The sequence below is a fragment of the Corynebacterium minutissimum genome, from assembly GCF_000805675.1.
Lineage (GTDB): Bacteria > Actinomycetota > Actinomycetes > Mycobacteriales > Mycobacteriaceae > Corynebacterium > Corynebacterium minutissimum.
Window position 1 is genome coordinate 107401 of the sequence record NZ_JSEF01000005.1, and the last position, 26098, is coordinate 133498.

At 60.8% G+C, this 26098-nt stretch carries 27 protein-coding genes, 1 pseudogene and 1 riboswitch; of the genes and pseudogenes, 18 read left to right on the top strand and 10 right to left on the bottom strand.

The genetic code is table 11. From position 1 onward, the window contains the following. The first annotated feature begins 175 nt into the window (after positions 1 to 175). Positions 176 to 754 (top strand): LURP-one-related/scramblase family protein, encoded by a 579-nt coding sequence (locus tag NX84_RS02690; RefSeq protein WP_039673491.1) that lies wholly within the window; start codon positions 176 to 178, stop codon positions 752 to 754. Here NX84_RS02690 and NX84_RS02695 read toward each other — a convergent pair. Next, the gene (locus NX84_RS02695; RefSeq protein WP_039673493.1) at positions 751 to 1770 is read right to left on the bottom strand and encodes an HAD-IB family hydrolase; all 1020 of its coding nucleotides are present in this window, start codon (positions 1768 to 1770) and stop codon (positions 751 to 753) included. The genes NX84_RS02690 and NX84_RS02695 overlap by 4 nt on opposite strands. Before the next feature lie 109 nt (positions 1771 to 1879). Here NX84_RS02695 and NX84_RS02700 point away from each other — a divergent pair, with 109 nt between their 5' ends. The 9 genes from NX84_RS02700 (at position 1880) to NX84_RS02740 (ending at position 11036) form a co-directional block, all read left to right on the top strand. Beyond that, entirely contained in the window at positions 1880 to 2119 is a 240-nt protein-coding gene (locus NX84_RS02700; protein ID WP_039673495.1) for a glutaredoxin family protein, read from the top strand. A gap of 102 nt (positions 2120 to 2221) precedes the next feature. Continuing rightward, positions 2222 to 3595, top strand: coding sequence for a glutamyl-tRNA reductase (locus NX84_RS02705; RefSeq protein ID WP_039673496.1), 1374 nt, complete (start codon positions 2222 to 2224; stop codon positions 3593 to 3595). Continuing rightward, a complete protein-coding gene (hemC, locus tag NX84_RS02710; protein WP_039673497.1) occupies positions 3596 to 4483 on the top strand; it encodes a hydroxymethylbilane synthase in 888 nt (295 codons plus the stop codon). 162 nt (positions 4484 to 4645) lie between these two features. Continuing rightward, entirely contained in the window at positions 4646 to 6334 is a 1689-nt protein-coding gene (locus NX84_RS02715) for a bifunctional uroporphyrinogen-III C-methyltransferase/uroporphyrinogen-III synthase (RefSeq protein ID WP_052319633.1), read from the top strand. Between the two features lie 63 nt (positions 6335 to 6397). Then, on the top strand, positions 6398 to 7375 hold the full coding sequence (hemB, locus tag NX84_RS02720) for a porphobilinogen synthase (protein ID WP_039673500.1): 978 nt from the start codon (positions 6398 to 6400) through the stop codon (positions 7373 to 7375). A gap of 21 nt (positions 7376 to 7396) precedes the next feature. Next, positions 7397 to 8095, top strand: coding sequence for a hypothetical protein (locus NX84_RS02725; protein ID WP_039673502.1), 699 nt, complete (start codon positions 7397 to 7399; stop codon positions 8093 to 8095). After that, the gene (locus tag NX84_RS02730) at positions 8092 to 8589 is read left to right on the top strand and encodes a hypothetical protein (protein WP_039673504.1); all 498 of its coding nucleotides are present in this window, start codon (positions 8092 to 8094) and stop codon (positions 8587 to 8589) included. Before NX84_RS02725 ends, NX84_RS02730 begins: the two co-directional genes overlap by 4 nt. A 38-nt stretch (positions 8590 to 8627) precedes the next feature. Continuing rightward, the gene (gene hemE, locus NX84_RS02735; RefSeq protein ID WP_039673506.1) at positions 8628 to 9668 is read left to right on the top strand and encodes a uroporphyrinogen decarboxylase; all 1041 of its coding nucleotides are present in this window, start codon (positions 8628 to 8630) and stop codon (positions 9666 to 9668) included. After that, positions 9669 to 11036: a protoporphyrinogen oxidase gene (locus tag NX84_RS02740; RefSeq protein WP_039673508.1), complete on the top strand. Its 1368-nt coding sequence runs from the start codon at positions 9669 to 9671 to the stop codon at positions 11034 to 11036. A gap of 125 nt (positions 11037 to 11161) precedes the next feature. Here NX84_RS02740 and NX84_RS02745 read toward each other — a convergent pair whose 3' ends face one another. The 3 genes from NX84_RS02745 to NX84_RS02755 all read right to left on the bottom strand — a co-directional run bounded on the left by NX84_RS02745 (position 11162) and on the right by NX84_RS02755 (position 14461). After that, positions 11162 to 12781 (bottom strand): ATP-binding cassette domain-containing protein, encoded by a 1620-nt coding sequence (locus NX84_RS02745; protein ID WP_111689404.1) that lies wholly within the window; start codon positions 12779 to 12781, stop codon positions 11162 to 11164. Positions 12782 to 12866: 85 nt separating this feature from the next. Next, a complete protein-coding gene (locus tag NX84_RS02750) occupies positions 12867 to 13883 on the bottom strand; it encodes a hypothetical protein (protein ID WP_039673510.1) in 1017 nt (338 codons plus the stop codon). Further along, positions 13883 to 14461, bottom strand: a complete 579-nt coding sequence (locus tag NX84_RS02755) for an ABC transporter ATP-binding protein (protein ID WP_039673512.1) — start codon at positions 14459 to 14461, stop codon at positions 13883 to 13885. Before NX84_RS02755 ends, NX84_RS02750 begins: the two co-directional genes overlap by 1 nt. 217 nt (positions 14462 to 14678) lie before the next feature. Here NX84_RS02755 and NX84_RS12910 point away from each other — a divergent pair, with 217 nt between their 5' ends. Next, complete coding sequence (locus tag NX84_RS12910) at positions 14679 to 14816, top strand: hypothetical protein (protein WP_169744698.1); 138 nt, start codon at positions 14679 to 14681, stop codon at positions 14814 to 14816. A gap of 59 nt (positions 14817 to 14875) precedes the next feature. Further along, positions 14876 to 15064: a hypothetical protein gene (locus NX84_RS12750; protein ID WP_126297590.1), complete on the top strand. Its 189-nt coding sequence runs from the start codon at positions 14876 to 14878 to the stop codon at positions 15062 to 15064. A gap of 40 nt (positions 15065 to 15104) precedes the next feature. On the opposite strand, the gene NX84_RS02765 is transcribed toward NX84_RS12750, so the two are convergent. Then, positions 15105 to 15944: an NAD(P)-dependent oxidoreductase gene (locus tag NX84_RS02765; RefSeq protein ID WP_039673635.1), complete on the bottom strand. Its 840-nt coding sequence runs from the start codon at positions 15942 to 15944 to the stop codon at positions 15105 to 15107. 25 nt (positions 15945 to 15969) lie between these two features. Beyond that, positions 15970 to 16040, top strand: a riboswitch (guanidine-III (ykkC-III) riboswitch). An 11-nt stretch (positions 16041 to 16051) separates the two neighbouring features. Here NX84_RS02765 and NX84_RS02770 point away from each other — a divergent pair. Continuing rightward, positions 16052 to 16222 (top strand): annotated as a pseudogene (locus NX84_RS02770) (DMT family transporter); the annotation flags it as partial. A gap of 71 nt (positions 16223 to 16293) precedes the next feature. Then, entirely contained in the window at positions 16294 to 17727 is a 1434-nt protein-coding gene (locus NX84_RS12475) for a phytoene desaturase family protein (protein ID WP_082013888.1), read from the top strand. A gap of 20 nt (positions 17728 to 17747) precedes the next feature. On the opposite strand, the gene NX84_RS12480 is transcribed toward NX84_RS12475, so the two are convergent. From NX84_RS12480 to NX84_RS02790, 5 genes are all read right to left on the bottom strand, one after another. Then, positions 17748 to 18008: a recombinase family protein gene (locus NX84_RS12480; protein WP_231913998.1), complete on the bottom strand. Its 261-nt coding sequence runs from the start codon at positions 18006 to 18008 to the stop codon at positions 17748 to 17750. Positions 18009 to 18279: 271 nt separating this feature from the next. Next, on the bottom strand, positions 18280 to 19575 hold the full coding sequence (locus tag NX84_RS02775) for an ABC transporter permease (RefSeq protein ID WP_039673515.1): 1296 nt from the start codon (positions 19573 to 19575) through the stop codon (positions 18280 to 18282). After that, positions 19572 to 20246: an ABC transporter ATP-binding protein gene (locus tag NX84_RS02780; RefSeq protein WP_039673517.1), complete on the bottom strand. Its 675-nt coding sequence runs from the start codon at positions 20244 to 20246 to the stop codon at positions 19572 to 19574. The genes NX84_RS02775 and NX84_RS02780 overlap by 4 nt, the downstream gene beginning before the upstream one ends. After that, positions 20243 to 21850, bottom strand: a complete 1608-nt coding sequence (locus NX84_RS02785) for a permuted SH3 domain-containing protein (protein ID WP_039673519.1) — start codon at positions 21848 to 21850, stop codon at positions 20243 to 20245. Before NX84_RS02785 ends, NX84_RS02780 begins: the two co-directional genes overlap by 4 nt. Positions 21851 to 21992: 142 nt before the next feature. Beyond that, the gene (locus NX84_RS02790) at positions 21993 to 22499 is read right to left on the bottom strand and encodes a hypothetical protein (protein WP_039673521.1); all 507 of its coding nucleotides are present in this window, start codon (positions 22497 to 22499) and stop codon (positions 21993 to 21995) included. Between the two features lie 204 nt (positions 22500 to 22703). On the opposite strand from NX84_RS02790, the gene hemL reads away from it, so the two are divergent. From hemL to NX84_RS02810, 4 genes are read left to right on the top strand one after another with little or no spacing between them, the layout of a single operon-like run. Further along, positions 22704 to 24041, top strand: coding sequence for a glutamate-1-semialdehyde 2,1-aminomutase (gene hemL, locus NX84_RS02795; protein WP_052319634.1), 1338 nt, complete (start codon positions 22704 to 22706; stop codon positions 24039 to 24041). 32 nt (positions 24042 to 24073) lie between these two features. Beyond that, positions 24074 to 24682: a histidine phosphatase family protein gene (locus tag NX84_RS02800; RefSeq protein ID WP_039673525.1), complete on the top strand. Its 609-nt coding sequence runs from the start codon at positions 24074 to 24076 to the stop codon at positions 24680 to 24682. After that, entirely contained in the window at positions 24682 to 25281 is a 600-nt protein-coding gene (locus NX84_RS02805; RefSeq protein ID WP_052319635.1) for a TlpA disulfide reductase family protein, read from the top strand. The genes NX84_RS02800 and NX84_RS02805 overlap by 1 nt, the downstream gene beginning before the upstream one ends. Further along, a complete protein-coding gene (locus NX84_RS02810; RefSeq protein ID WP_039673527.1) occupies positions 25278 to 26087 on the top strand; it encodes a cytochrome c biogenesis CcdA family protein in 810 nt (269 codons plus the stop codon). The genes NX84_RS02805 and NX84_RS02810 overlap by 4 nt, the downstream gene beginning before the upstream one ends. Positions 26088 to 26098: the final 11 nt, after the last annotated feature.

The window sequence follows — 26098 nt, forward strand, 5'->3', positions numbered from 1 at the left end:
TAAAGTTGTTAAGAACTAACGTTCTAACTGCAGCCTATAAGATGTCCCGGACACCTACGTCTACCTGCAATTATGGCCGTTTTAGGGGGCGGCATTAGGGTTATATATTCGGAAATATGGGGAGTGCTATCCGTGAGTGCCCAGCACCTTCCGTGCATGCGTATGATGGCGAACTATGTTGCCTCGAATTTTGACGCTCGACACCCTCGTTATCTCGCAGACGAAGTCTTTCCTGCAGGATGAGTTCCTCATTGCGGATGAGCAGGGCGTGCCCGTCGGCACGATTGTGCAATCCGGAAGCCTGAAGGACATGTTCTTCAATTCCTCCCGCAGCCTAGAGGTGGCCTTCACGGACGATCAGGGCAACCCGCAGCAGCCGCTCATGCTGATTAAGGATCCGCCGAACTTCGTGCGGGACACGTATGAGGTGTACTTGCCGGGCATCGAGAAGCCTATGGCGGTGGTGACCAAGCGATTCGCCATGTTCAAGACGCGCCTGACCATGGAGATGGAGGGCTTCCCGGAGATCGAGATTACGGGTGATATTTGGGATTGGAATATCACCATTAGCAGCCAGGGACAGCCACTCGCGCAGGTGACCAACGAGTGGGCGGGCGTAGGCAAGTTCCTTTCGGGGAAGAATACCTACCGTCTCAGTATCGCGGGAGGGCTTGACCCACAGCAGCATGCAGGTCTTATCGGTGCGGTGATGTGCATGGATATGCTGCGCACGAAGGCACAGCAGAGCAGCTAGCGGCGATGGGCAATGCGCCAGCCGCCATAGGAGAACAGCGCAGTGGCGAGTGCTGGGATTCCGTAGGTGCGCACGGCTTTGCGGACGGAACGGTAATCGCGGATGAGCCATCCTTTTTCTTCCGCAATATCGCGCAGCTTTGAATCGGGGTTGATAGCCACCGGCGTGCCCACCATGGAGAGCATGGGGACGTCGTTGGCGCTGTCGGAGTAGGCCGTACAGCGTTCCAAGTCGAGATTCTCTAGCGTGGCCAAGGCGGCTACCGCATGCATCTTGCCGGGACCGTGGAGGATATCGCCCACGAGGCGTCCGGTGAAGCGGCCGTCTTCGACTTCCGCCACGGTTCCGAGGGCGCCCGTAAATCCGAAACGCTGCGCCAAGATTTGCGCCAGCTGGACTGGGGTGGCGGTGACGAGCCAGACCTGTTGGCCGGCGTCGAGATGCATCTGTGCCAGTTGCTTTGTCCCGGGATAGGCCTTTCCAGCCATCGACTGGTCGACGATTTCCTCACACAGCGCAACCATCTCCGCGACCGAGCGGCCCTTAACAAACTCGAGGGCCTGCACGCGCCCGGCCGCGACGTCCTCGGTGTTTTCTGAGCCGGAGATCCTAAATTTCAGCTGTTTCCATGCGATAGGCAGGATTTCGGAGAGCGAAAAGTAGCGCCGCCGTGCCAGGCCTAAGGCGAAGGAGACCAATGAGGAGCCCTGCACCAGCGTGTTGTCCACGTCGAAGAAGGCTGCGGTGCCGAGGTCCTGGGGGATGTCGGGGTCCGGCTGCGTGATGGAACGTGAACCCGCAGACTCGAAGGAGCCTTGGACGGAATCCACGCCGGAGGAGAAGGAGTCTAGGTCGATGCCGAAGAGCTGTTCCACCGCCGCGGCTGCCGACGCCTCACCTGCCGCACGCTGGTGCTCCTCACCCAGTGGGGCAAAAGCCTGCTGCTCCAAGAAATTGCGGAGGTTTCCCCTGCTCGCGGTCCAGTTGGCAAGGAACTCGCGGGGGGAGTCGGGCATACCGGGTGGAAGGGGGAGGGGCACGCGTTCAGCTTTCAACGGGTGGGCAGGCTAACGTGTCCATAGTAAACCGCGAAAAGTTTTGAGTCTCACTAAGGAGCCCCTTTTTATGTCCCACACTGTTGAGCTCATGGTGCGCACCACGTGCGGGTCGTGTGAGCGTGTGCGCGAGCAGATCACGCCTGTGGTTCAGCAGGCGGGGGACGAGCTTATCGTGCGTGTGGTGGATGAAGACCCCGAGCTGGCCATGGAATATGGTGATCGCGTGCCCGTCGTTGTCATCGACGGCGAGGAGTTTGCCTGCTGGGAAGTGGATAATGAGGAGCTTGCGCAGGCGCTGGCGGATTAATGTCCGGCAGTTCTGGTGAGTTTCAGAAAAGAGCCCTAGGCTAGTAGTCTTTTGGTTGATTTGTGTCATCCAAAGGGATGATGAAGAACTGGAGGGTAGTGCATGAGTGTGCTCGTCGTGGGCATGTCGCATCAGTCGGCGCCGGTAGCGCTGCTGGAAAAGCTGAGCATGGACGACGCCGTGCAGAATAGTGCCTGCCAGACCCTGGTTCAGGCGGATTCGCTCTCCGAGGCGATGATCATCTCCACATGTAACCGCATGGAGGTCTATACGGTTACTAATTCCTTCCATACGGGCGTCCAGGACGTCGTTCGCACTGTGGCCGAGGTGTCCGGGGTGGACGAGGAAGAACTGCGTACTTACCTGTACGTTCGCTATGCCGATGCCGCTGCTGAGCACCTCATGACGGTGACCTCCGGGCTGGATTCGATGGTGGTGGGCGAGCAGCAGATCATCGGACAGGTTCGTACCGCCTACCAATCCGCCACGGATCAGGGCACTGCTGGTCCACGTATCCATGCGTTGGCGCAGTCGGCACTGCGCACCGGCAAGCGTGTGCATTCGGAGACGGATATCGATGAGGCGGGTGCGTCCATGGTGTCCTTCGCTTTTGACCAAGCTTTGAGCCGCATGGGTCGGGAGCGGCTGGACGGGGCTCGTGTACTCATCCTGGGGGCGGGCGCGATGGCGTCGCTCGCGGCTACGCATGCGGGTCGACTTGGTGCGCAGCTGGTCATTGCGAATCGTACGTTTGCGCGCGCGCAGCGCGTCGCCCAGCATGCACACGAAGCGGGTGTGTATGCGGATGTCATCGAGTTTGCCGACCGTGCTCAAGAACTCCGCAGCGTGGACATGGCCATTTCCGCCACCGGTGCACAAGATTTCACCATTACGGCTGCCGACGTCGAGCGCTACCACGTTGCCAACCGTGAATTGATGCTCGTCGACTTGTCCCTGCCGCGCGATATCGATGATGCGACGGCTGAGGTTGAAGGGGTTGACCTGGTCAATATTGAGCGCCTGAGCAAATCCCTCGACGCTGCCGATACCGACATCGCTGCTGGAACCAGCCCGCACGTCCAGGCGCGGCGCATCGTTACCGAGGAGCTGGAGGCCTATGCCTCCGCCCAACGCGTGCGCGATGTCGTACCGGCAGTGTCGGCATTGCGGCAGCGAGCCGCCAACCTCGTGCAGTGCGAAATCGCACGTTTAGAGCAGAAACACCCAGAGCTGGATGAGCGCCAAATGGGGGACGTGAACCGGGCGCTTAAGCGCGTGGCCGACAAACTCCTCCATGAGCCCACGGTTCGCGCGAAGCAGCTGGCCGCGAATTCCGGTACGGTCAGCCACGAAACCGCACTTCAGGAACTCTTCGGGTTGCACCTCGAAGGCAGCGGCGTGGCCGTGGATATGACGGAGCTACCGGATGCCACACAGATGAAAGCCGCGGAAAAGAACAAAGAAGAGGACGCATAAATGTTGAAGATCGGTACCCGAGGTTCCCTGCTCGCTACCACGCAGGCGGGTCACGTACGGGACTGGCTCAAAGAAGCTGGCTACGAGGCCGAACTGCACATTGTGACGACGCCGGGTGATGTCAACATGGCACCCGTCGAGCGCATTGGCGTGGGCGTGTTTACGCAGGCCCTTCGCGAGGCCGTGGAACGCGGTGAGTGTGAGATTGCCGTGCATTCTTTCAAAGACCTGCCCACGGCTGCCGACGACCGCTTTGACCTCGTCGTCCCGCAGCGTCAGGACACGCGCGAGGCGCTCATCGCCCGCGATGGCCTTACGCTCAAGGAGCTGCCGGAAGGTGCGCGCGTGGGAACTTCTGCTCCGCGCCGTATCAGCCAGCTCAGGGCGCTGCGCCCGGACCTAGACATTCGTCCGTTGCGCGGCAACATTGATACCCGCATGGGCAAGGTGACTAGTGGTGAGCTCGACGCCGTGCTGTTGGCCTACGCCGGTCTCGTGCGTGCAGGCTACGCCGAGCGTGCCACCGAAGTTTTCGACCCGGAGTTCTTCATGCCCGCCCCGGCGCAGGGAGCGCTCGCAATTGAGGCAGTGAAGAGAACGGAGGCTGCTCAGGCCATTGCGCTGCTTGCCGACGTCCCCGCTACCGCCGCCACCCGCGCCGAGCGCACCGTGCTTTCCGAGCTTGAGGCTGGCTGCACCGCCCCAGTCGCGGCGACGTCTCATTGGGAAGGCGAAGAACTCGTCGTACGCGGTGGTGTGTTCGCCCTCGACGGTTCCCGCCAGCTCATTTCCCAGGCGCACGGCAAGGCTGAGGATGCGCAGGCACTGGGCCGCGCGGTGTCTGAGGACCTCTTCGCGCAGGGAGCAGCGGAGCTGCTTGCTAACTAATTTTTGGTTTCGGACCTTTTCCTTTAGTGTGTATCTAGCACACAATCATTGACGCCAATGATTCAGCCCCCCTTAAACCACGCGTGAAGGGTGGGCTTTACTCTCCCGCCGTGGTGAGCGGCGCAGGAATCCCCCGGAATCCACAAACTAGAAAAGAACCTTATGAGCAATGCCGTGCCGGATACCCAGGCTGAAGTGGGCAAAGTTGTTTTCGTCGGCGCCGGCCCTGGCAACCCTGATCTGCTAACTGTCCGTGCCCGCGAGGTTCTGGAAACGTCTGCCATCGCTGTGACGGACGCTGAAGTTTCCTCCGGCGTGCGTGAGATGGTCGCCCTGCAGGTACCGGTGCCGCAAGAGCTTATCGACGCCGCCGAGGAAGAATACGAGCGCATCTGCGCCGCCGCCAAGGAGGCAGGAGCTCGTCGTAAGCCGCTACGTCCGGCACCGCCAACGGCGGCGGTGTTTGAGGAACCTGAGGGGGACGTCGTCAAGCAACTGCGTGGCGCGCTTGAACGCGCTGAGGGCCGCGACGTGATTCGTCTCGTCACGGGTAATCCGCTCAACCGTGAGTCCATTAAGGCGGAGATTTCTGCCGTGGCGAATGCCGGAATGGAGTTTCAGGTGGTACCGGGCATGTCCCTGCCGTCGACGGTGCCGTCCTTTGCGGGCATTGCTCTGGGAGCGACGTATACCGAGGCAGATATTACGGAAGGCGCTGACTGGGACGAGCTGGCATCCGCGACGCAGCCGCTCGTTCTGCAGGCCACTGCTGATGACTTGCCGGTGATTTCTCGCGAGCTGGTGGAGCGCGGTATGCCCGCCGAGACCGAGGCGTATGTCACCGTGCATGGCACGACGCGTCTGCAGCGTACCCATGAGACGACTCTGGGTACTTTGGGCAAGCTCGATGCGGAGTTGCCGGGCGTGCTCGTGGTGACCTTGGGCCGCAGCTTTGATGACCGTTCGAAGTATTCGTGGTGGGAAAACCGTTCCCTGTACGGCTGGCGCGTGCTGGTGCCGCGCACGAAGGAGCAGGCGGCGGCGATGAGTGCTCGCCTGGCAGGTCACGGTGCTATTCCGCAGTCGGTGCCCACCATCTCTGTGGAGCCGCCGCGCAACCCGGCGCAGATGGATCGCGCCATCAAGGGCATTGTGGAGGGCCGCTACAAGTGGATTGTCTTCACCTCCGTCAACGCGGTAAGCGCGGTGTGGGACAAGATTGCTGAGCTCGGCCTCGATGCTCGTGACTTCGCCGGTGTGCACCTTGCTGCGGTGGGGCAGAAGACTGCCGATGCCATTCGTGCGAAAGGCATGATCCCGGAGGTCATGCCGAAGCCCACGAAGCAGAACGCGGAGGGCCTCGTGGAGGTCTTCCCCACCTACGTTGAGGACATCGATGCGGTGGGTCGCGTGCTGCTGCCGCGTGCCGATATCGCTGGTGATGTGCTGGTTGATGGCCTGTTGGACTTGGGCTGGGAAGTTGATGACGTCGTGGCTTATCGCACCGTACGTGCGGCCCCGCCGGCGGCGGAAATCCGTGACATGATCAAGTCTGGTGGCTTTGACGCCGTGGCCTTTACTTCGCCGTCCACGGTGCGCAACCTCGTGGGCATCGCGGGCAAGCCGCATGCGCGTACCATCATCGCCTGCATCGGGCCCTCCACCAAGGCTGCGGCCGAGGAGGTGGGCCTGCGCGTGGACGTCGTCCCGGAGATCGCCGATGTGCCGATGCTTGTCGACGCCCTCGCAGACCACGTCGCCGCCCTCCGCGCCGCCGGCAATTTGCCTGCTCCCCGCAAGAAGCGCCGCTCGCGGAAGAAGTCTGCATCGACCACATCTGGGCGGTCCTAGGAGGGGCGACTAGAGTCGGGGAAGGTATAGATTGTCTCGAAGCTCGAAGGAGAGTTCCTACTTATGAGCATTGTTCGCCGCCCCCGTCGTCTGCGTCAGACCCCGGCCCTCCGGAACCTGGTTGCGGAAACGTCGCTGCGTCCTTCCGACCTCATCCTTCCGATGTTCGTCGTCGACGGGCTGGATGCGCCCCGCGATATCCCGTCCATGCCTGGCGTGCAGCAGCACACCGTCGAGTCCCTCAAACGTGCCGCACACGAGGCTCTTGATGCTGGCGTGACCTGCGTTGACCTTTTCGGTGTTCCGCGCGAGGAAGACAAGGATGCGACTGGCTCCGTGGCCTGGGATCCGCAGGGCATCCTCAACGTTGCGATTGCGGAGCTGCGTCAGGAATTCGGCGATGACCTCATCGTCATGGCGGATACCTGTCTGGATGAATTCACCTCTCACGGGCACTGTGGTGTGCTCGACGACCAGGGCCGCGTGCTTAACGACGAAACCGTGGAACTCTATCAGGACATGGCTCGCTCCCAGGCCCGCGCCGGCGCACACATGGTCAGCCCGTCCGGCATGATGGATGGCCAGATCGCCGCCATCCGTGAGGCCCTCGATGAGGCCGGGCACGAGGACGTCGCCATTATGGCTTATTCGGCCAAGTACGCTTCGGCCTTCTTTGGGCCTTTCCGCGATGCTGTGGGTTCGTCCCTGGAAGGCGATCGCCGCACCTACCAGCAGGACCCGCGCAATTACCGCGAATCCATGTTGGAAGTGGACCTCGACATCGAAGAGGGCGCGGACATTGTCATGGTGAAGCCAGGCTTGCCCTACCTCGACGTGCTGGCGGGTGCCGTCGAGCGTTCCTCCGTTCCGGTTGCCGTTTACCAGGTGTCCGGTGAGTATGCGATGATTCAGGCGGCATCCCAGAACGGGTGGATCGACGGCGAGGCCGTTATGCTGGAGTCCTTGACCGCGTTCAAGCGCGCTGGTGCGGATCAGATTCTGACGTACTTCGCCACGGACGCTGCCCGCCTGCTCGCATAATCTGACGCTTCAAGGAGAGTCGTGACGCTCAGCCCGAATACCGCGCCGTCTGATAAGCCGCAGGACGAGGCCGCCAAGAACCCCAAGCGCACCGAAGCCGTCTCCCTCATGCTCAAGGTGTGGACCGTTGCGCTAATACTCGAAGCAGTGCACCTCGTCCTGAGTATTACCCTGACGCTGCTCAACCGCGATGAGCTTTTCGCCCAGGCTCGCAGCACTGCGGAGTCAGCCGCGGAGCGCTCCGGACAGGAGATGACGGATTCTTTCGTCCAGATCGTGGGCTACGGCTCGCTGGTGCTGAGCTCGCTGATTTCCCTGGCCATTGTGGTGCTGCTGGGCGTCATGCTGTGGATGATCAACAGTAACTCCAAGGCAGCCGGCACGGGCCGGCGTCTGTGGTTTGCTTTCTCCCTCTACTTTGGCTTCCGCGTGCTCATCGTCTTCCTCAGCAGCCCGGCTGGGGCGAACGTGCCGGATTGGCTGTTTGTGGTCGATGGCGCGGTGCAGATTCTCGTGGGCGTAGCCGCCATCATGGGCCTGATTTTCTCTAGCAAGGAAGAGGTTCTGGAGTACACCGGCGAGATGGAGCAGATGCGCCAGATGCGCAAGGAAATGGAAGAACAACGTCGCTTGGATAACCAGGCCCAGCGCGATAAAGACAAAAATAAAGACAACGATAAAAACACAGACAAGAAAAACTCAAAGGACGACCGCTCATGACCGATCGCCCCGGCCCCGCGGATTATAACCGCAGCTCCCGCAGGAAAAAGAAGAAGGGCGATCAGGACTATTCCTCGTGGCCCTCGCAGCTGCGCATTGCCTATTGGATCTTCGTTGTCGGAGCAGTCTTTATGCTCACCGCCGGCATGGTGGGCCTGTTTGGCTCCTACTCCCGGATCAACAACCCAGAACTGAGCGTGGAGCAGGTGGACTATATCCGCTTCAATACCCGCTTTGCCGCCATCTCTCATATCGTGAGCGCGGTGGTTATCGCGGCGTGCTCCGCGCAACTGGCTAGTGGTTGGGTATGGGCTCGCCGCATCATCACGGCAGTGTCGGTCTATGCCATGTTCGTCAGCGTGGCTGCGCTCATCGCCGGTGTGGGTGGAATGGCGTTGCTGATTGTTCCTCTGGTGCTCATGGTGGGGATGTACTTCATCTTCCATCCGGAATCCTCAGCCTTCATCAAGGCCCGCCGTGCTGAGCGGTCGTGATTAGCGTCGGCTCCAACTTTTGATTCATAATGGACGGTATGTCTCGTCTGTCTGCCGCGCCGCTTATTGAGGCCGCTTCCGGCCGTACCCCGTCCCGCCCGCCCGTCTGGTTTATGCGCCAGGCGGGTCGTTCCTTGCCGGAATACCGCAAGGTTCGCGAGGGAATCGGCATGTTGGATTCCTGTTTCATGCCAGAGCTGCTGGCGGAGATTACCCTGCAGCCGGTGCGCCGCCACGACGTTGATGGCGCCATCCTTTTTAGCGATATCGTTGTCCCGCTCAAGGCAGCGGGCGTGGGCGTAGAGATCGTCCCCGGTCGCGGCCCCGTCATGGATGCCCCAGTGCGCACCAAGGAGGACGTGGCCAACCTGCCGGTTCTCAACGTCGACGTGCCCGAGGTCCGCCAAGGCATTGAGATCATCCTGAACGAGCTTACCGATCAGCAGGCCCTCATCGGCTTCGTCGGAGCGCCTTTTACCCTGGCTAGCTACCTCATCGAAGGCGGGCCCTCGAAGAATCACGAGCGCACCAAGGCGCTGATGCATTCCGAGCCGGACACCTGGCACCGTCTCATGGAGCGCCTGACCCCGACGATCATCGCGTTCTTGGAGCTACAACTCGATGCTGGCATTGACGCCATGCAGCTCTTCGATTCGTGGGCGGGCTACCTCAATGAGCGCGACTACCGCGAGTTCGTGCTGCCTTATTCGGCACAGATCCTCAAGGCCGCTGAAGGCCGCGTGCCGCGCATCCACTTCGGCGTGGGCACGGGCGAATTGCTCGGCGCGATGTCGGAGGCCGGCTCCGAGGTCATGGGCGTGGACTACCGCGTAACCATGGACGCGGCGGCCGCCCGCGTCAACGCCGACATCCTGCAGGGCAACCTCGACCCCGCCCTGCTCTTTGCTGGCGACGACGCCGTGCGCCAAGCCGTGCGTACCATCAAGTCTGAGGTCGATTCCGCACGCGCTCGCGGCGACGTGAAGGGACACATCTGGAACCTCGGACATGGGGTTCTGCCGACTACCGACGCCGACGCCATCACCCGCGCCGTCGCCATCATCCACGAGGAGGGCTAAATGAAGATCGCGATCATCGGTGCTGGACTAGCAGGACTCACCGCCGCCTGGGAGCTGCGTTCCCACGAGGTATACGTTTTCGAAGCAGCCGACCGCATCGGAGGAAAACTGCACACCGTGCCGTTTAACGGCGGGCCGACCGACATGGGCGCGGAAGCCTTTATCCGCCGCCGCCGAGACGCCGTCGATTTCTTTACCGAGCTGGGCCTGCACGAGTCCATCGTGGAACCCAATGCCGAGCTGCGCCCGCGTGTCTATACCGGCGGCGAGCTGCACTTCCTGCCGCAAGGCGGGGTCATGGGTATTCCGTCCCAGCCGCAGGACTTCTTCTCTGCTGCAACCAACGAGCGCATCACCAACGAGCAGCCTTTCGAGTGGGAGATTGGCGGTGATGTGTCCGTCGGTGAGCTCGTGCGCCAGCAGTACGGCGATGACGTGGTGGACCACGTGGTCTCTGCGCTGCTCGGTGGTGTGTACTCCTGCGTTGCCGATGACCTGGGCCTGCGCGCGACGCTTCCGCACCTGGCGGCGACCTTGGACACTATGGCGCAGGATGGCCCGGTGACGCTGTCTGCAGCGATTAAGCAGATCGAGTCTGGCCGCAGCCCCGCTGAGGGTTCCGTCTTTGGCACCTTCAAGGGCGGCTACGCCGAACTCTACGAGGCTCTGGCAGAGAAATCCGGCGCGCAGATTCACCTCGATACCTTCATCTCCGGTGTTACCCGCAAGGGCGATGCCTTTGAGGTCAAGGGCGCTCCGGGAGATATCGGGCCCTTCGACCGCGTGCTCTTTGCCACCCCTGCCCCAACGACCGCGCGACTGCTCAAGGCCGTAGCTCCGGAGGCCGCTGAACAGCTTGCCACGATTCAGTTGGCCTCCTCCGTGGTCGTCGGCTTCAACTTTGCTTCCGCCACGGACCCAGAGGGCAACGCGCTTCCCGACGCCACCGGCATCCTCGTCGCCTCCGACGAGCCCGGCGTGCGCGCCAAGGCCTTCACGCTTTCCTCTAACAAGTGGCCGCACTTGGGCGAGCGCGAAGGTTTCCTCGTGCGTGCGTCCTTCGGCCGCTTTGGCGATGACGCCATCGTGCGTGCGGACGAGGATGATCTCGTGGACTATGCCCTTGATGACCTGCAAAAGATCACTGGCTTCGACGGGCGTGCTGCCGGCGTGGAAGAGATCTACACGCAGCGCTGGTTCGGCGGTATCCCTCGCTACGACGAGAAGTACCTGTCTACGCTCGCTGCTGTCCGCGCCGCGCTTGCCGACGTCTCCGGCATCGCCGCCACCGGCGCCTGGGCCGATGGCGTCGGCGTACCCGCTGTTATCGCCGGTGCCCGAGCCGCTGCGCAGGGGCTTGTCAGCTAGCTCGCTGTCTCTCCTTGTGGCGCCTCACAAAGGGCGTCCAGCAAAAGGCATCAGGTATAAGGCATCTTTGGGCCTGAAAACGCCATCTGCAATGTGTAGAAGGCGTTTTTAGCCGTGAAAACGCCTTATGACTGATGCCTTTTGTCAGATGCCTTCAGCTCTTCGATGGAGTCACGCAGACGTTGTGCGTTGCGAGGGGAACGCAGAAGGTACTCCGTTTCACGGAGCGAGTTGTAGTCATCCATGGAAACGGTCGTTGTGAGGTTTAGCTGCTCGCATACGTGCTCGTCGTGGCTGACCAGGATGAATGCTCCGTGGTAGCTCGTGAGCACCTCAACCAGCCAGTCGGTGGTGGGGATGTCGAGGTTATTCGTTGGTTCGTCGAGAAGCAGAAAGCGCGGGGCCGGATCGCTGAGCAGGACGCGGGCGATTTCGACGCGGAAGCGTTCGCCGCCAGAAAGCTGGCCCACGGGCTGGTGGATCTTGTCACCGACAAAGAGCATCTGGGCCAGCTGATCGCGCAGGAACTGCGGGTCCGCGCTGGGGTTGGCCTCCCGGACGATGTCGAGCACCGACTCCTCCGCAGGCAAGACGATGCGCTGGCGGATGTACCCGCAGGGCAGCGCGTACTCGACGTCGCCGCGGGCTACGCGGTTGAGGAATGTGGTCTTGCCGCTGCCGTTGGGCCCGGCGAGGCGAACGCGCACGGGGCCAGTAATGCTGAGCAGATCGCTCACGAGCACGCGGGTTCCCGCGGGCAGCTCAGTGCCGGGGAGGTCGATGTGGACATGGGTGTCGTCGCGAAGCGCGCGCTGTGCCTTGTCGTGTGCCGACTGGGCGGCAGCAACTGCATCGTTGGCCTGTTGAGAACGCCCAGCAGCGGAGCGCTCAGAACGGTTCTTGTCATTGCCCATGGCCATGCCGGGTTTGCGCTTCGAGTCGGCGAAATTCTTGCCGCGGCGGGCATCGCGAGCAAGGCGGGTCTGCATGGCGGCGCGCTCGCGAATTTGTTTGCGGTGTTCGGCCTTGGTTTCCCGGACCTTGGCCTGCGCGGAATCCTGCTCGGCATCAATCGCTGCGCGGTAGGAGGAGTAGTTTCCCTCGAACTCGCGCAGAGTTCCGTGGTAGAGCTCAGCGATGCAATCCGCGTGCTCGAGGAGTTCGCGGTCGTGTGAGACGACGAGAACCGGCATCGGTGCGGTGCGAATGAGCTCGAGTAAGCGCTGACGAGATTCGGAGTCCAGGTTATTGGTGGGCTCGTCGAGGATCAGGAAATCCGGGTTGCGAAGGAAAGCTGCGGTCAGCGCCACGGTCACGGCTTCACCGCCAGACAATGTGCCGATAGTGCGATCCAGCGGGAAGGGGATATCCGCGGCGTCGAGAGCCGCCTCGATGCGCTCTGCCAAATCCCACTGCTCACCAACAGTGGTGGCGAGCTCTTCCGAGTATTCGCCTGCCTCAATGCGGTCAATGGCGTTGAGGATCTCTGTCGCGCCAAAGACATCGGCGATGGTGTCAGACGTGTGGAGGCCTAAATCCTGGTCGACATAGACGACTGAGCCCGCGGATACCGTTCCCGAAGACGGGGGAATGAGGCCAGCAAGCACCTTGGCCAGCGTTGATTTTCCGGAACCATTCGCCCCAACTAAGCCTGTGAAGTGGGAGGAAAACGAGCCGGTGAGTTCCGTGAAACAGGGGGTACCGTCGGGCCAAACGACGGTGAGATGAGAAAAAGAAATAGGCATGAAGAAATCCACCTTCGAGTAAGTCGCGTAAAAAGAGTGACGTCGAATTAGGAAAAAATCTTCATGCCCGAAAGACTAGCCCCGGCTAATGCCCCAGCGCAAGGGCCGCCACGCCAAGACCGAGAGCGCCGCGGGTAACGTAGTGCAGCACCTCGGGGGAGAAGGAAACACCGAAGCCGCCGCTATCCAGCATGGACATGCTGTCTACCCGTGCCGGGCGGGAACGCTTAAACGACGCCCAGCTAAGACCAGCGATGATGAGCGCCACTGCGATGGCGGAGAGCTTCCACACCAAGGCGAGGATACCGGCGCCAAGGAGTGCCGTGCCCACAGAAGCTATAAGGGGAAGGCCCCAGTCTGGCCATGCATCGTCGTTGACGCGGCCGAAGGAGGCAGCGCGCCCAACCGCCGCGCCAACGATGCCCCACGCAGACATGAAGCCGACCATAGCCAGCGCCCCGAACTGTGGGGCGAGCCCCAACGTCAAGCCGAGGGCCGCGAGCGCACCGACGCCGATGTACCACCGTCGTCCCAAACGACGGAAGAAGAGACCAGACAACGTGGAAGGTGCATGGGCGCGACGAGGAATCCACGCGGATTGGCTCGCAATGGCGTCAGAGGTGACCTCCGAATCGAGAAGGCTTAGGCCAGAACCGCCGACTAGGCGTGTGCGCCCAGCTCTGAGAAGCGAAGCCAGCGTGAACGAGCGCCATCCCACGACAAAACGCAGGGCCGGGACTGCCAGCGCGAACCACGGGGATAGCCCGGTGGACACGCAGATGCCGAGGCCCAAGATCCCGAAGCCGATCAGCTGCGTCCATGTGATCCAGTCCGTACCACGGAGCTTGCCGCGCGGCCGGTCAACGTAAACCCAGCGTTCCCGCGACAGTGCGCGCAGGGGATAGAGAACCTCGGTGAGCACCATGAGCGCGAGCAGTCCCACGATGCCGGCAATCGGAGCGATACCAGTCAGCGTGATGCGCGCCGGGATGGCAGGCAAAACGGCGCCGACTTCTTGCCAGACTGTATAACCGAAGCCGAAGACGATGCCGGCGAGGATGAGGTACCAAATGCCATCACCTAGCCGCGATAGCACGCGCATCACAGCTGTACCACCTCGTCGCAGGCCTGGGTGATGGTGTCGGAATGCGAGGCCACGACGATGCAGCGATTCTCCTCGTCGGCTAGGTAGCGCAATTCGCTGGCGAGGAACTCGGTCCAGGCGGCGTCGAGGTGGCGCTCGGGCTCGTCGATAAGCACTGCACGTGCCGGCTGGTATAGTTGCGCGGCCAAGAACACGCGCTGGCGCTGGCCCGAGGACAGGCGCGAGGCTGGGTGCGGAAGGAGAGGCTCAAGCGCCCAGAGTTCGCAGAGCTTGGCGACGTCCACCCCTGCCGCCTTCCCCATCAAGTCCAGGTGCTCGCCCACGGTGAGGTCGGGGAGGAAAACCGGCTCGGCCACCGTAATCACAGCGCCCGGCTGTTCCTTCGTGCCGATGGGGTGACCGTCCCACTCCACTGATCCATCGAGAGGCGCAAGCTCCCCGCCGAGCGTTGCGAGCAACGTGGACTTACCCGAACCATTGGGGCCAGCGAGGCCATAGATGTGGCCCAGGGCGAAGTTCTTCTCAAGGTGTCCAAGGGGCGTGGAATGCCCATAATCGGCGTCGATGGAAAGCATTGCTGGGCAGCGATCTCCTTACATTGTGTGACAAGACAATAGTGAAAACTTATTGATTGAGTGTAGCAAAATGCACGCCCTGAATGTTCTTCTCGAGATGGGAAACACCCTTGGGATTGGTGTTATGAGCTGCTAAAATGAGGTCAATTAAAGCTGGTAACTCGGGAGGGCCTAGTTGGCAAGGGTAGCAAGTCAACAGAAGAGCGTTGAGGAAAGCGTGACTTTTGCAAAGGGGGTTTCACTGCTAGCTGGACACAATATGGATGCGGAACAGGAATCGCTTGTCCGTGCCGTCGCTTCAGGAGACATGACGGTCGAGGAAGCAATTGCTATCGCTAAGGCGCAAGTTAAATAGGGATTGCTTCAATTATCGTGCCGTCAGGAACGCTTTTTCGTCGCGTTAGGAGTCGTGTATTGAATCCGAATCTAGTAAAAGATGAAGACCCCGAGCGTGATCCGCTAGCGCTGAGTGACGCTGCGATGCGTTTGGCAGGCCACGATGTGACTGATGAGTACGTGCGCCAGCTGGGCCGCGAGGTAGCCGCAGGGACACTATCTGCCGACGAAGCAATCGCTCGTGTACGGCGTGCTTCGTTGAAGTAGAGCAAGAGTTCGTCGGAAAGCAGGTCGCCTAGCTGCTGGGCTATCCCTTGTTGCGGAAGACGAAGATGGAGGAGAAATCTTGGTCGCCGTGGCCCATGGCCTGCTGCTCCTCAAAGCGCTGAATGACGGCGGCGAGGGCTGGGAGTGGCTTGTTGGCGGTCATCTCCATGAGCTTGGCGTCCTTGCACAGGGCGTCCACGGTGAAGTCGCCTGGAGTGGTGTTGCGCTCGCCGGTGATGAACGGGCCCTTCATGTTCTTCATGAAGGCGAGGCCGGTGATGTCGAGCATTTCGAGGATGACCTCAGAATCAAGGCCTTCGGACTCGCCGAGCTGAAGAGCCTCGAGCAGACCTTCCGCAGTAACGGCGAGGGCCAGGTTGGCCAGGAGTTTGCCAATCGCTGCGGTGGCGGCGGATTCGACGCCGATGAGCTTGTTCTCGTCGGCCCAGAGCTCGGCAATGGTCATGGCGAGCTCGCGGCGATCGTCGTCAGGCGTGCCCACATAGACGCCGAGCTTTCCCTCCCGCGCCGGGCCTAGCGAACCGACGACGGGCGCGTGGACATATGAGTCGACCGCGGCGGCGAATTCACGGGCGGCATCGGGGGAGATGGTCGTGGTGTCGATCCAGGTCACGCCCTTCGGGATGAGGTTGGCGTCAATGACCTGTTCACGGATGTCATCGGGCCCAAAGAGCGAGGTGATGATGACCTCTGCGTCCTCCACGGCGGCGGTGGGGGAATCGGCGAGGGTAGCGCCGGCGTCGACCAGCGGCTGCGCGCGCTCGGCGGTGCGGTTCCACACGGTGAGCTCATGGTGGTCGAGGAGGTGTCGGGCGAGCTCGGTGCCCATGCGGCCAGTACCAAGGAATGCAATCTTCATGCCGCCCAGTGTGCCATCATTGTGGGCAGGCTCGCCGCGATTCATGCGAGCCCCGGACGAGGGAGCCGTACCCGGTGACGCGACAAGACGGCCAGAAAGGGCTGGCTATGTCGTGGTTCGTGTTGATTTTCTCCGGTGCCTTTGAGGCTGTGTGGGCAGCAGCGCTGGATAAGTCGGAGGGCTTTAGCCGCCTGTGGCCCTCAGTGATCTTTTTCGTTGCCTGCGCCATTTCCATGGGTGGGCTGGGCTGGGCCATGAAGTCCATCCCCGTGGGTTCTACTGGGGTACACCCCAGCTAAACACCTCAACCAGTTGAACAAATGATGAACAACAATAAGAAGGAAGAACCATGACAAACGCCGTTATCGTTGGAGCAGGCCCTAATGGTTTAGCAGCGGCCCTTTTCCTCGCCGATCACGATATTGAGGTGACAATACTTGAAGCTAATTCTTCTATTGGAGGCGGTGCACGATCCGGGGAATACACGCTCCCCAGACTGACACATGACCACTGTTCAGCGTTTCATCCTTTCGGTGTCGGATCAAGTTTTTGGAAAGAGGTAGAACTAGAGAAGTACGGTTTAGAATGGGCATGGTCTGAAGTTGACTGCGCTCACCCTCTGGATGATGGACGGGCTGGGATCCTGTATAGGTCTCTAGACAAAACTGTCGAACATCTGGGAGTCGACGGAGACATCTGGAGAAAGATAGTCGGGAGCAACGTAAGGAACTTCGACCTCCTGACGGAGGACATTTTCCGCCCACTTCTTCATATTCCTCAACACCCGGTCACTCTTGCCAAGTTCGCCCCATATGCTTCTCTGCCAGCCTCAACACTTATGCGCATGTTTAAAACCGAAGCGGGCAAAGCATTGTTTGGGGGAATCGCAGCCCACGCTTTTACCTCTCTCGACCGACCGCTAACTGCATCGCTCGGAATAATGCTCGCTGCTGCAGCCCACCAGTGGGGTTGGCCGGTAGCGAAAGGAGGATCTGGCGCAATTGTAGCGGCTCTAGAAAAAGCTCTCACCCAAAAGAACGTAACGATCCACACTAACAGTCCCGTTATTTCGAAAAGGGATATTCCAACCGCAGATCTTGTTCTTCTAGATCTTTCTCCCCAACAGATCCTCTCCTTATATGGAGATGAGATGCCATCAAGAATTAAAAAGCAATACTCAAATTTTAGATCTGGATCTTCCGCTTTCAAAGTTGACTATGCAATCAGCGGAGACATCCCTTGGAAAAATTCACATTGTAGACGTGCAGGCACTGTCCACCTTGGTGGCAATGCCAAAGAAACACTACTTTCCGAATCTTTAAGAGCTAAAGGAAAGATGCCTTCACGACCGTTCGTCCTTGTCGGACAGCAATATATGGCAGATCCTGCACGCAGCAATGGAAATCTAAATCCAATTTACGCATATGCGCATGTGCCTAAAGGATACTCAGGAGACGCTACAGGGCTAGTCACTGAACAAATAGAAAGATTTGCTCCAGGGTTCCGTGATCAAATTGTTATGAGCAAAAGTATTAACCCGCAGCAAATGGAATCGTCCAATAGGAACTTCCACAATGGGGACATTATTGGTGGAGAAAACGACGGACTACAGCTGGTATTTCGCCCTAGGATGACCACGAATCCATATTGGGTTGGTGTACAAGGTGTCTATATCTGTTCACATTCCTCTCCACCAGGGGCTGGAGTTCACGGACTATGTGGAAAAAATGCCGCAACTGCGGCCTTTCGGGATCTCCAAAAAAGGATCCACATGTTGTGGTGACCCGCTGAACCCGTCGTTTTCTACCTCACCCCGCTACGCACCCCGAAACCGGAAGAGCCGGTTTGACCCTCTTTGAGAGACTTCACGGACACCTCACGTGCGGTGAGGTCATCGACTAGGCGGTGGAGGTCGATAAGGGAGCGTGCCAGTCTGTCCATGCTTGTGATGGTGAGTTGGTCACCAGGGCGCAGGTAGTTGAGTGTCCCGTCGAGGCCGGGGCGGTGCGTGGAGGAGTCACTAGCAGTGTCGGTGAAGCAGCGAAAGACTTTTTCTTTTTCAATGCCGCTATTTGTCGCTCTAGGTTTTGGTCTTTGGAGCCCAGTTTAGGTAGGTATTTCGGCGCGACAAGGGTAATACGCTAAGAATGGTCGCTGCTTCAGAAGGACCTAGTTCTCGCTGCAATAGTTTCATGAGTGCCCCTTGATAGCTGAGAGTACCGGCAGGAGGGGGCTTGATGCGCGAAGATCTCAAACACGCACCGCGTATCGAATACGAAGTCCCACCGAGCTTTTGGGCTTCAGAATGCCCGATAAGTCAGGAGGGCGAGTGGGGTTATTCGTAGCGCAGCGCCTCAATCGGGTCCAGCTTCGCGGCCTTGCCCGCGGGGTAGTAGCCGAAGAAGAGGCCAATAGCCAGCGAGAAGAGCAGCGAGAGGATGACTGCCCAGAGCGGTGGTGCCACGAGTGAGCCGATGGCGGCCGCGCCCGCCATGCCGGCGGCGGTGCCGATGGCGATGCCGATGAGACCACCGATGAGGCAGACGACGATGGCCTCCGTGATGAACTGGATGCGGATATCGCGGCGGCGTGCACCAAGCGCCTTGCGGATGCCAATCTCGCGGGTGCGCTCCGTGACGGTGATAAGCATAATGTTCATCACGCCGATGCCGCCGACGAGCAGTGAGATACCGCCGATGGCCGCGAGAACCAAGCTCATCGTGGTGAAGATCTGGTTGAGGGACGCGAGGTCATCGCTGAAGTCGGTCACCTTCACCATGTAGTCGGGGTTGTCCTTGTAGTAGCTATCGAAGACGCGCTGCAGGTTGCTAGCCACCGCGGCCTTGTCCAAGTCCGGGTTGCCGCGAACGGTGACTTGGTTGAAGGCGGTGCCGGCACCGGGGGAATCGGAAAGCTCGGCCTCAAGTGGGTAAGGAACGAAGGCAGTTTGGCTGGGGCCGCCGCCCACCAGAGGTCCGGTCTGAGGCTCTTCAAAGACGCCGATGACGGCCAGCTCAATCGGGGAGGCCTCGTGGGGTTCGAAGCTTACGTATTGGCCAATGGCGTCTTCAGGAGCGCCGAAAAGCTTGGTGGCGGTTTCTTTATCCAGCATGGTTACTGACCGGCTGGAATCGATATCGTCTTCGCTGAGGAAGCGCCCGGCCACGATGGAATAGGATGAGCCCGAGACATAGTCTGGGTTAGTGGGGCGGACAAGGAGGTTGGCAGTTTTCTCCTGTTCGTCGCCTTCGGCGACGAACGCGCCGGAATAGGAGTTGTACTCGCCGATATTGATGCCGGCGATCTGTTCCCCCATGATCTCTTTGGCACGGTCCAGCATGTCTGGGGTGAGCATGGAGGACTCGTCGTCGACGAAACCACCGCCCATGAAGGGGTCATCTGCCTCTTCCTCTTCGCCTTCCTCCGGGCGCTCTTTGACCTGGACGGTGAAGTTATTGGCGCCCACCTTGTCCAAGTCCTTTTGCACGGAGGCCTGCAAGGAATGGCCCAGCGTGACGATGGCGATGACCGCGGCGATGCCGATGATGACACCCAACAGCGTCAGTGCCGAGCGCATCTTGTTGGTGCGCAGGCTAGTCAGCGCCATCTTGGTTGATTCAGCGAAATTCATGACAGAACACCGTCCTTCATCGTGACGATGCGGCTACATTCCTCGGCCAGCTCTGGGTTGTGGGTAATGAACAAGATGGTCTTTCCGTGTGTGCGGTGCAGTTCGTGGAACAAGTCCATGACCATACGTCCCGTCTGCGAATCCAGTGCGCCGGTGGGCTCGTCTGCCAGCAGAATATCCGGCTGGTTGGCCAGGGCGCGGGCTACAGCCACGCGCTGCTTTTGACCACCAGAAAGCTCGTTGGGCAGGTGGTTCATGCGGTCGCTCATGCCGACCATCTCCAGGAGGTTCTGTGCCCGCTGGGTGCGCTCGTGGGTGGAAACCCCGGCATAAACCATGGGCATCTCCACGTTCTTCAGCGCGGACATACGGCCGATCAGGTTGAAATTCTGGAAGATGAAACCGATTTTTTGGCCGCGGAAGGAGGCCAGTTTGTCGTCGCCAAGCGCCAGCGCATCCACGCCCGCCAGCTGGTACTCGCCGGCGGTGGGGCGGTCGAGCAGGCCGATGATGTTCATGAGCGTGGACTTACCGGAACCGGACTGGCCCACCACGGCCACGAACTCGCCTTCGTCCACCGAGAAATCTAGGCCGGGGATGACGGTCAACTCGCTGTCGAGGCCCTCGTTGAAGCGTTTGACAATGCCCCGCATCTCAATGAGGCGGCTCATGCGTTCTCATCCGCGCCGGCGACGGTGGCTGCCTGGCCGACCATGTCCTTGTACATATCGGCCTGGGTGATGACGGTATCGCCTTCCTTCACACCGGAGGCGATAGCGGCGGCGAAGGCGGACTCGGTAGCTACGGTGACCGTGCGGGCGTGGATTTCGCCATTCTCCACAACGAGTACGGACTTTTTTCCGTGGTCCTCAAAAATGGCGGACAGCGGCACGGTGATGGCGTTCTTGTTCTGTTCCGTGATGATCTTGGCCTTCGTTGTGGAACCTAGGCGCAGGCCCTCGCGGTTACCTTCGACGCGGATGTCCACAGGGAATTCAGGCTTGGAGGAGCCTCCGCCACCACCGCCGCTGGAGGACCCTGCGCCGGATTCAGCGGACATGGGCTGCTCAGCGGTGGGGGAGATGAAGGTGACCTTTCCCTTGTATTCCTTGCCGGGGCTCGACGGCGTGGTGAACGTGACTTCGTCGCCGACCTTGATCTGGGCGATGTCGCCTTCCTTGACCGTGGACTTCACCAGGAGTGTGGAATCATCCGCCACGGTGAGGATGGGGCCTTCGGCGGGCATGCCGGCCTGACCATTGACGGCGGTGATGACACCGGCCAACGGGGAGCGCAAATCGGCCTGGGACAGCCTGTATTCAAGAGGCCCATTTTCCTTGGCGTTGCTGGCGCTTGCCGACGTCGCCGTTTCCACCGCATGATTCACCGCTTGGGATTGGGCGGCGATTTGCTGTTCGATGGCCAGGTTGCTGGCCTGCAGTGCACGTTCGGCATCCGACACCGCCTGGTAGGACGCCGAGGTGGCGCGCTGCTGCTCGCCGAGCTCGCGGTCGATGCCACGGAGGACGCGGTTGTAGGAATCTTCGGTGTCCTTGAGCTGGCGCTCGGCTTCTGACACGGCCTCGTCAGAGTCGAGGTAGCTCAAGATGGCACTGGCGGTCTGAACGCCAGAGGGGTCTTCGGCGGCGGTGCCAATGGAGGCGAGCGCTGCCTGGAAGGACGTGGACTCGGCGTCCCGCACTCCGGTGCGTGCTTGGTCGACGGCAGCGCGGGCCTCCGCAACTTCGGGGCGGTCGCCCTTGGTGGCGAGGGCTTCATCGAGCTTTTTCTGCGCTTCGGCGTACTCGGTCTGAGCCGAATTGACGGCGGACTGGGCGCTGTTGACCTCAGGGTTGAGGCCTTGGTCGAGGGAGTCTTGCAGTTGGCGCAGCTGCAGCTGGGCGTCCTCGATCTGGTGGACGGATTCCAGTTTGCTTGCCTCTTGTGCTGTGCGCTGGGCTTCGAGCTCGCGCTCGGTGTCGGTGGTGTCCATCCGTCCAAGCAGTTGCTGGGAGTCGACGCGGTCGCCGACCTTGGCGTCGAGGGACTGGATAGGTCCGGTGAGCGAGGTGGTCAGGGAAAGCTCGCGCTCAGCAGCCACCGTGCCGGTTGCGGACACGGAGCTGATGAGGTCCTCTTTGGCTGCCGTGGTGACGTCGGCGGCAGTCAACTGGATATCAGAGGAACCACTGGTGAGCGCGTAATAGCCACCACCGCCGGCGAGGAGAACCGCCGCGAGGGCTCCTGCTGTGATGCCGAGAGCTTTCTTGTTCATGAATTCCTAACCTTTACGCCGTGAATAAGACTGGATTCAGGTTAACTCTAGAAAGCGCCCCTTGTCATGCCTGGAGGGGGAATATCGGAGGTAGATCAGGGTATACCCCTAGAGGTTTGTGGGTTATGCGGTGTAGTGGCGTTTAGAAAGGTACGTCGATGTAAACATCCTCTGCCTTGGGCAGAGGCGGCAGCTTGGGGAGCTGGTCGAGACCATCCTGAACTTCTGGCGGGAACGGGATAGAGGTCGGTACGCGTGGAGGTTCCGGGAGTTCTAGTTTGGGCTTGTGGCGCTGCGGTGGCGCGGGACGCGGAGCCGGTGCATGAACGGTGACGGTGGCTACCTGTGGCGAAGGCACGTGGGTAGGCGAAGGTGCTGCGGCTGGTGTCTCGACTAGCGGCTCGGCTGCTGGCGGTGCGGGTTGCTTCTCGACGTCATCAGGCGTTGGCGCTACGGAAGTGGTGTCGCCGAAGCGTGTGACGGGTTGGGGCGCAGCACCCGGCTGCCAAGAATCTGTGGCAATTCCAGCGACCGGTGAATGGGAGGTTGTGGACGTCGGCTGGGCTGGCTCAGTGGATTCCGTTTGCGCCGTAGCGCAGGAAGCGAGTGGAAGGCAGGCAAGAATTATGAGAATGCGGCGCGTGGCCATGTGGATCCCCCTCGGTGTAAGGCTCGCCCGCAGCGCACCCCCTGTGCGAAGGGCGAGTCATAAGAATGTGGTTGTGCTGCCAGCATAGCGGTACTGGGGCAACGCTGCAGGATGAGAACAGGACGACGTCTGGATGAAGCGTCTGGGTAGGAGGATAACTACTGGCAGGGACTCAAACTTTTGTATAGGGCTAAAACCGATACAATGTGGGCTATGCCTAACTCTAGCCAGCAGAATTCCTCCCAGAATACGACTCAGTCCGCCCAGTGGTTTGACCGCGCCACCAAGGTCACCCCGGGCGGTGTGAATTCCCCGGTCCGTGCCTTCGGCTCCGTGGGCGGCCAAGCCCGCGTTATCGCCCGCGGCGAGGGGTCCCGTTTGTGGGATATCGATGGCAACGAATACGTCGACTTGGTGAGCTCCTATGGCCCGATGATTCACGGCAATGCTCACCCCGCCATCGTGGAGGCAGTGCAGAAGGCGGCTGCCGATGGCCTTTCCTTCGGCGCCCCGACCGAGGGCGAGACGCTGCTGGCGGAGCGCATCGTGGAGCGCACTGCCGCTGAGCAGGTGCGCCTGGTCAACTCCGGTACTGAGGCAACGATGTCCGCTGTGCGCCTTGCCCGCGGGTTTACTGGCCGCGCGAAGGTTCTCAAGTTTGAAGGGTGCTACCACGGTCACGTGGATGCGCTGTTGGCGTCGGCAGGCTCCGGCGTGGCGACCTTTGCGCTGCCGGATTCCCCGGGCGTGACTGGAGCCTCGGCTGCTGACACCATCGTCGTCCCGTACAACGATCTCGATGCCGTGCGCGACGCTTTCGCCGCGCATCCAGGGGAGATTGCCTGCATCATCGCCGAGGCAGCTGCTGGCAACATGGGCACGGTTGCACCGCAAGAGGGCTTTAATGCGGCACTCAAGGAGATCGCGCATGCCGACGGCGCCCTGCTTATTCTCGATGAAGTCATGACCGGCTTCCGCACCTCCCACAAGGGCTGGTTCGGCGTCGATGGCGTGGCTGGTGACTTGGTGACCTTCGGCAAGGTGGTCTCTGGTGGCTTGCCTGCCGCTGCCTTCGGCGGCCGCGCTGATGTCATGGCATCGCTGGCACCGGCAGGCCCCGTCTACCAGGCAGGAACCCTTTCCGGAAACCCGGTCGCCATGGCCTCCGGCCTGGCGTCTTTGGAGTTGGCCGACGAAGAGCTCTACCCGCGCCTGCAGGCCAATGCTGACCGCCTCACCGGCCTGATAACGGCGGCACTCGATGCCGCCGGCGTGGCGCACCACATTCAGCGAGCAGAGTCGATGTTCTCCATTCGCTTTGCGGAGGGCCAAGGCCACAACTTCGCCGACATGCAGGCGGCCGATACTTGGCGTTTCGCACCTTTCTTCCACGCTCTGCTGGAGGGCGGTGTCTACGTTCCGCCGTCAGCGTTCGAGACGTGGTTTGTGTCCGATGCGCTGATGGACAATGATTTTGAGGTAATCGAGGCCGCGTTGAAGCCTGCCGCCCAGGCCGCCGCTAGCGCGCAGCGCCCGCAGTAAATCAACCACTACGAGGGGATACCACCAGGCTTATGTCCACCACTATCGTCCACTTCGTCCGCCACGGCGAGGTCTACAACCCGGACAAGATCCTCTACGGACGCATCCCGGGATACCACCTATCCTCCCGCGGACATTCCATGGCGGCGCGCACCGCGCAGGCCTTCGAAGACCACGACGTCACCTACCTGGCGGCATCGCCGCTGCAGCGCGCGCAGGAAACTGCGCAACCGATTGCGAAGGTGACGGGGCTTGAGGTGGACGTCGATAAAGGCGTCATCGAATCCGGCAACCGTTTCGAAGGCCTGCGCACCAAGGGCTGGAACTCGCAGCTGTGGAACCCGCAGCGCTGGCCGCTCATGGTCAACCCGCTCAAGCCCTCGTGGGGCGAGCCTTTCGAGCAGATTGCCGCGCGCATGATGGATGCCGCCGAGCGCGCCCGTGCCAAGGCTGAGGGTCATGAGGCCATCGTGGTGTCCCACCAGCTGCCCATCGTGATGGTGCAGCGCACGGTGTTGGGCAAGCGCCTGGCACATGCGCCGTGGGACCGTGAGTGCGACTTGGCCTCGGTGACCTCGCTGGTTTACCGCGACCGTGAGATCGTGGACATCTTCTATTCCGCGCCCGCGCAGGATATCTAATGAAACATCTGAAAAACGGCATGGCCGTTGTCTTGGCTGCGCTGTTGCTCGCGGGCTGCTCGCAGAGCGAGGAGAATTCGCAAAACGCAGTGGCCTCCGGTGGCACATTCCAGTTCATCTCTCCCGGTGGTCAGACCACCATTCGTTATGACGAAGCGGACCGCAAACCACTGAAGGATTTCTCCGGCGAAGATCTGCGGGACGAGTCCACGACGATTCGCCTATCTGATTTCAAGGACCAGATCGTCGTGCTCAACTCCTGGGGTCAGTGGTGCGCGCCCTGCCGTTCCGAGTCGGATGATCTCCAGGCCATCCACGCGGAGCTGCAGAAGCGCAACATTGGCACCGTGTTGGGCATTAACGTCAAGGACTTTAACCCGGAGATTTCCCGGGACTTTATGGCCGATAATGGCTTGGAGTACCCGTCCATCTACGACCCGCCGTTCAAGACGGCCGCGGCCCTCGGTGGCGTGCCGACGTCCGTGGTGCCCACCACCATCGTGTTGGATAAGCAGCACCGTCCGGCGGCGGTCTTCCTGACTGAGATTACAGAGGACATGGTTCTCGAGGTCGTCGACGAGCTGGAGAAGGAACAGTGATCCTTGCCGCCGATGGGGTAGGGCAGAGCTTTGCCGACGCCGCCGCAGCCGGCCCTCTTCTTCTAGGAATTCTGGCCGCTGCCGCGGCGGGATTAGTGTCCTTTGCTTCGCCTTGCGTGATTCCCCTCGTGCCCGGCTACATGTCCTACCTCGCCTCCGTGGTCGGCGGTGAGGTCAGCTACGACGAGGAGTTGGGGGTGGGCGTCGGCAAGCGCAGGCAATGGGCCGTCGTGGGCGCTGCAGCACTGTTTGTTCTAGGCTTTACCGTCGTCTTCGTGCTGGCTACGGTGTCTGTTTTTGGTGCAATTTCTGTGCTCATGCTGAACGCAGACACTCTTATGCGGGTGGGCGGTATCATCACCATCCTCATGGGTGTGGTGTTCATGGGCATGGTGCCGGTGCTGCAGAAGGACACGCGCATGACGCCGAAGCGGTGGACCACGTGGCTGGGCGCCCCACTGCTCGGCGGCGTGTTTGCGCTGGGGTGGACACCCTGCTTGGGGCCCACGCTGGCCGCCATCCTGTCCGTGTCTGCCGGAACTGAGGGAACCACCGCGCTGCGCGGCACCATCCTCATCATCGGCTATTGCTTGGGGCTGGGCCTGCCCTTCCTGCTCGTGGCCCTCGGCTCGGCCAAGGCCATGCGCACCATTTCCTGGATGCGCAAGCACTCCCGCGCCATCCAGATTTTCGGTGGCATCGCCATGATTCTTGTGGGGCTAGCCTTGGTGACTGGGCTGTGGGAAATCTTTATCAACGCCATCCGTCAGTGGACCGTGTCTTATGGCGCGACGACGCTGATTTAAGGAGAGATTCT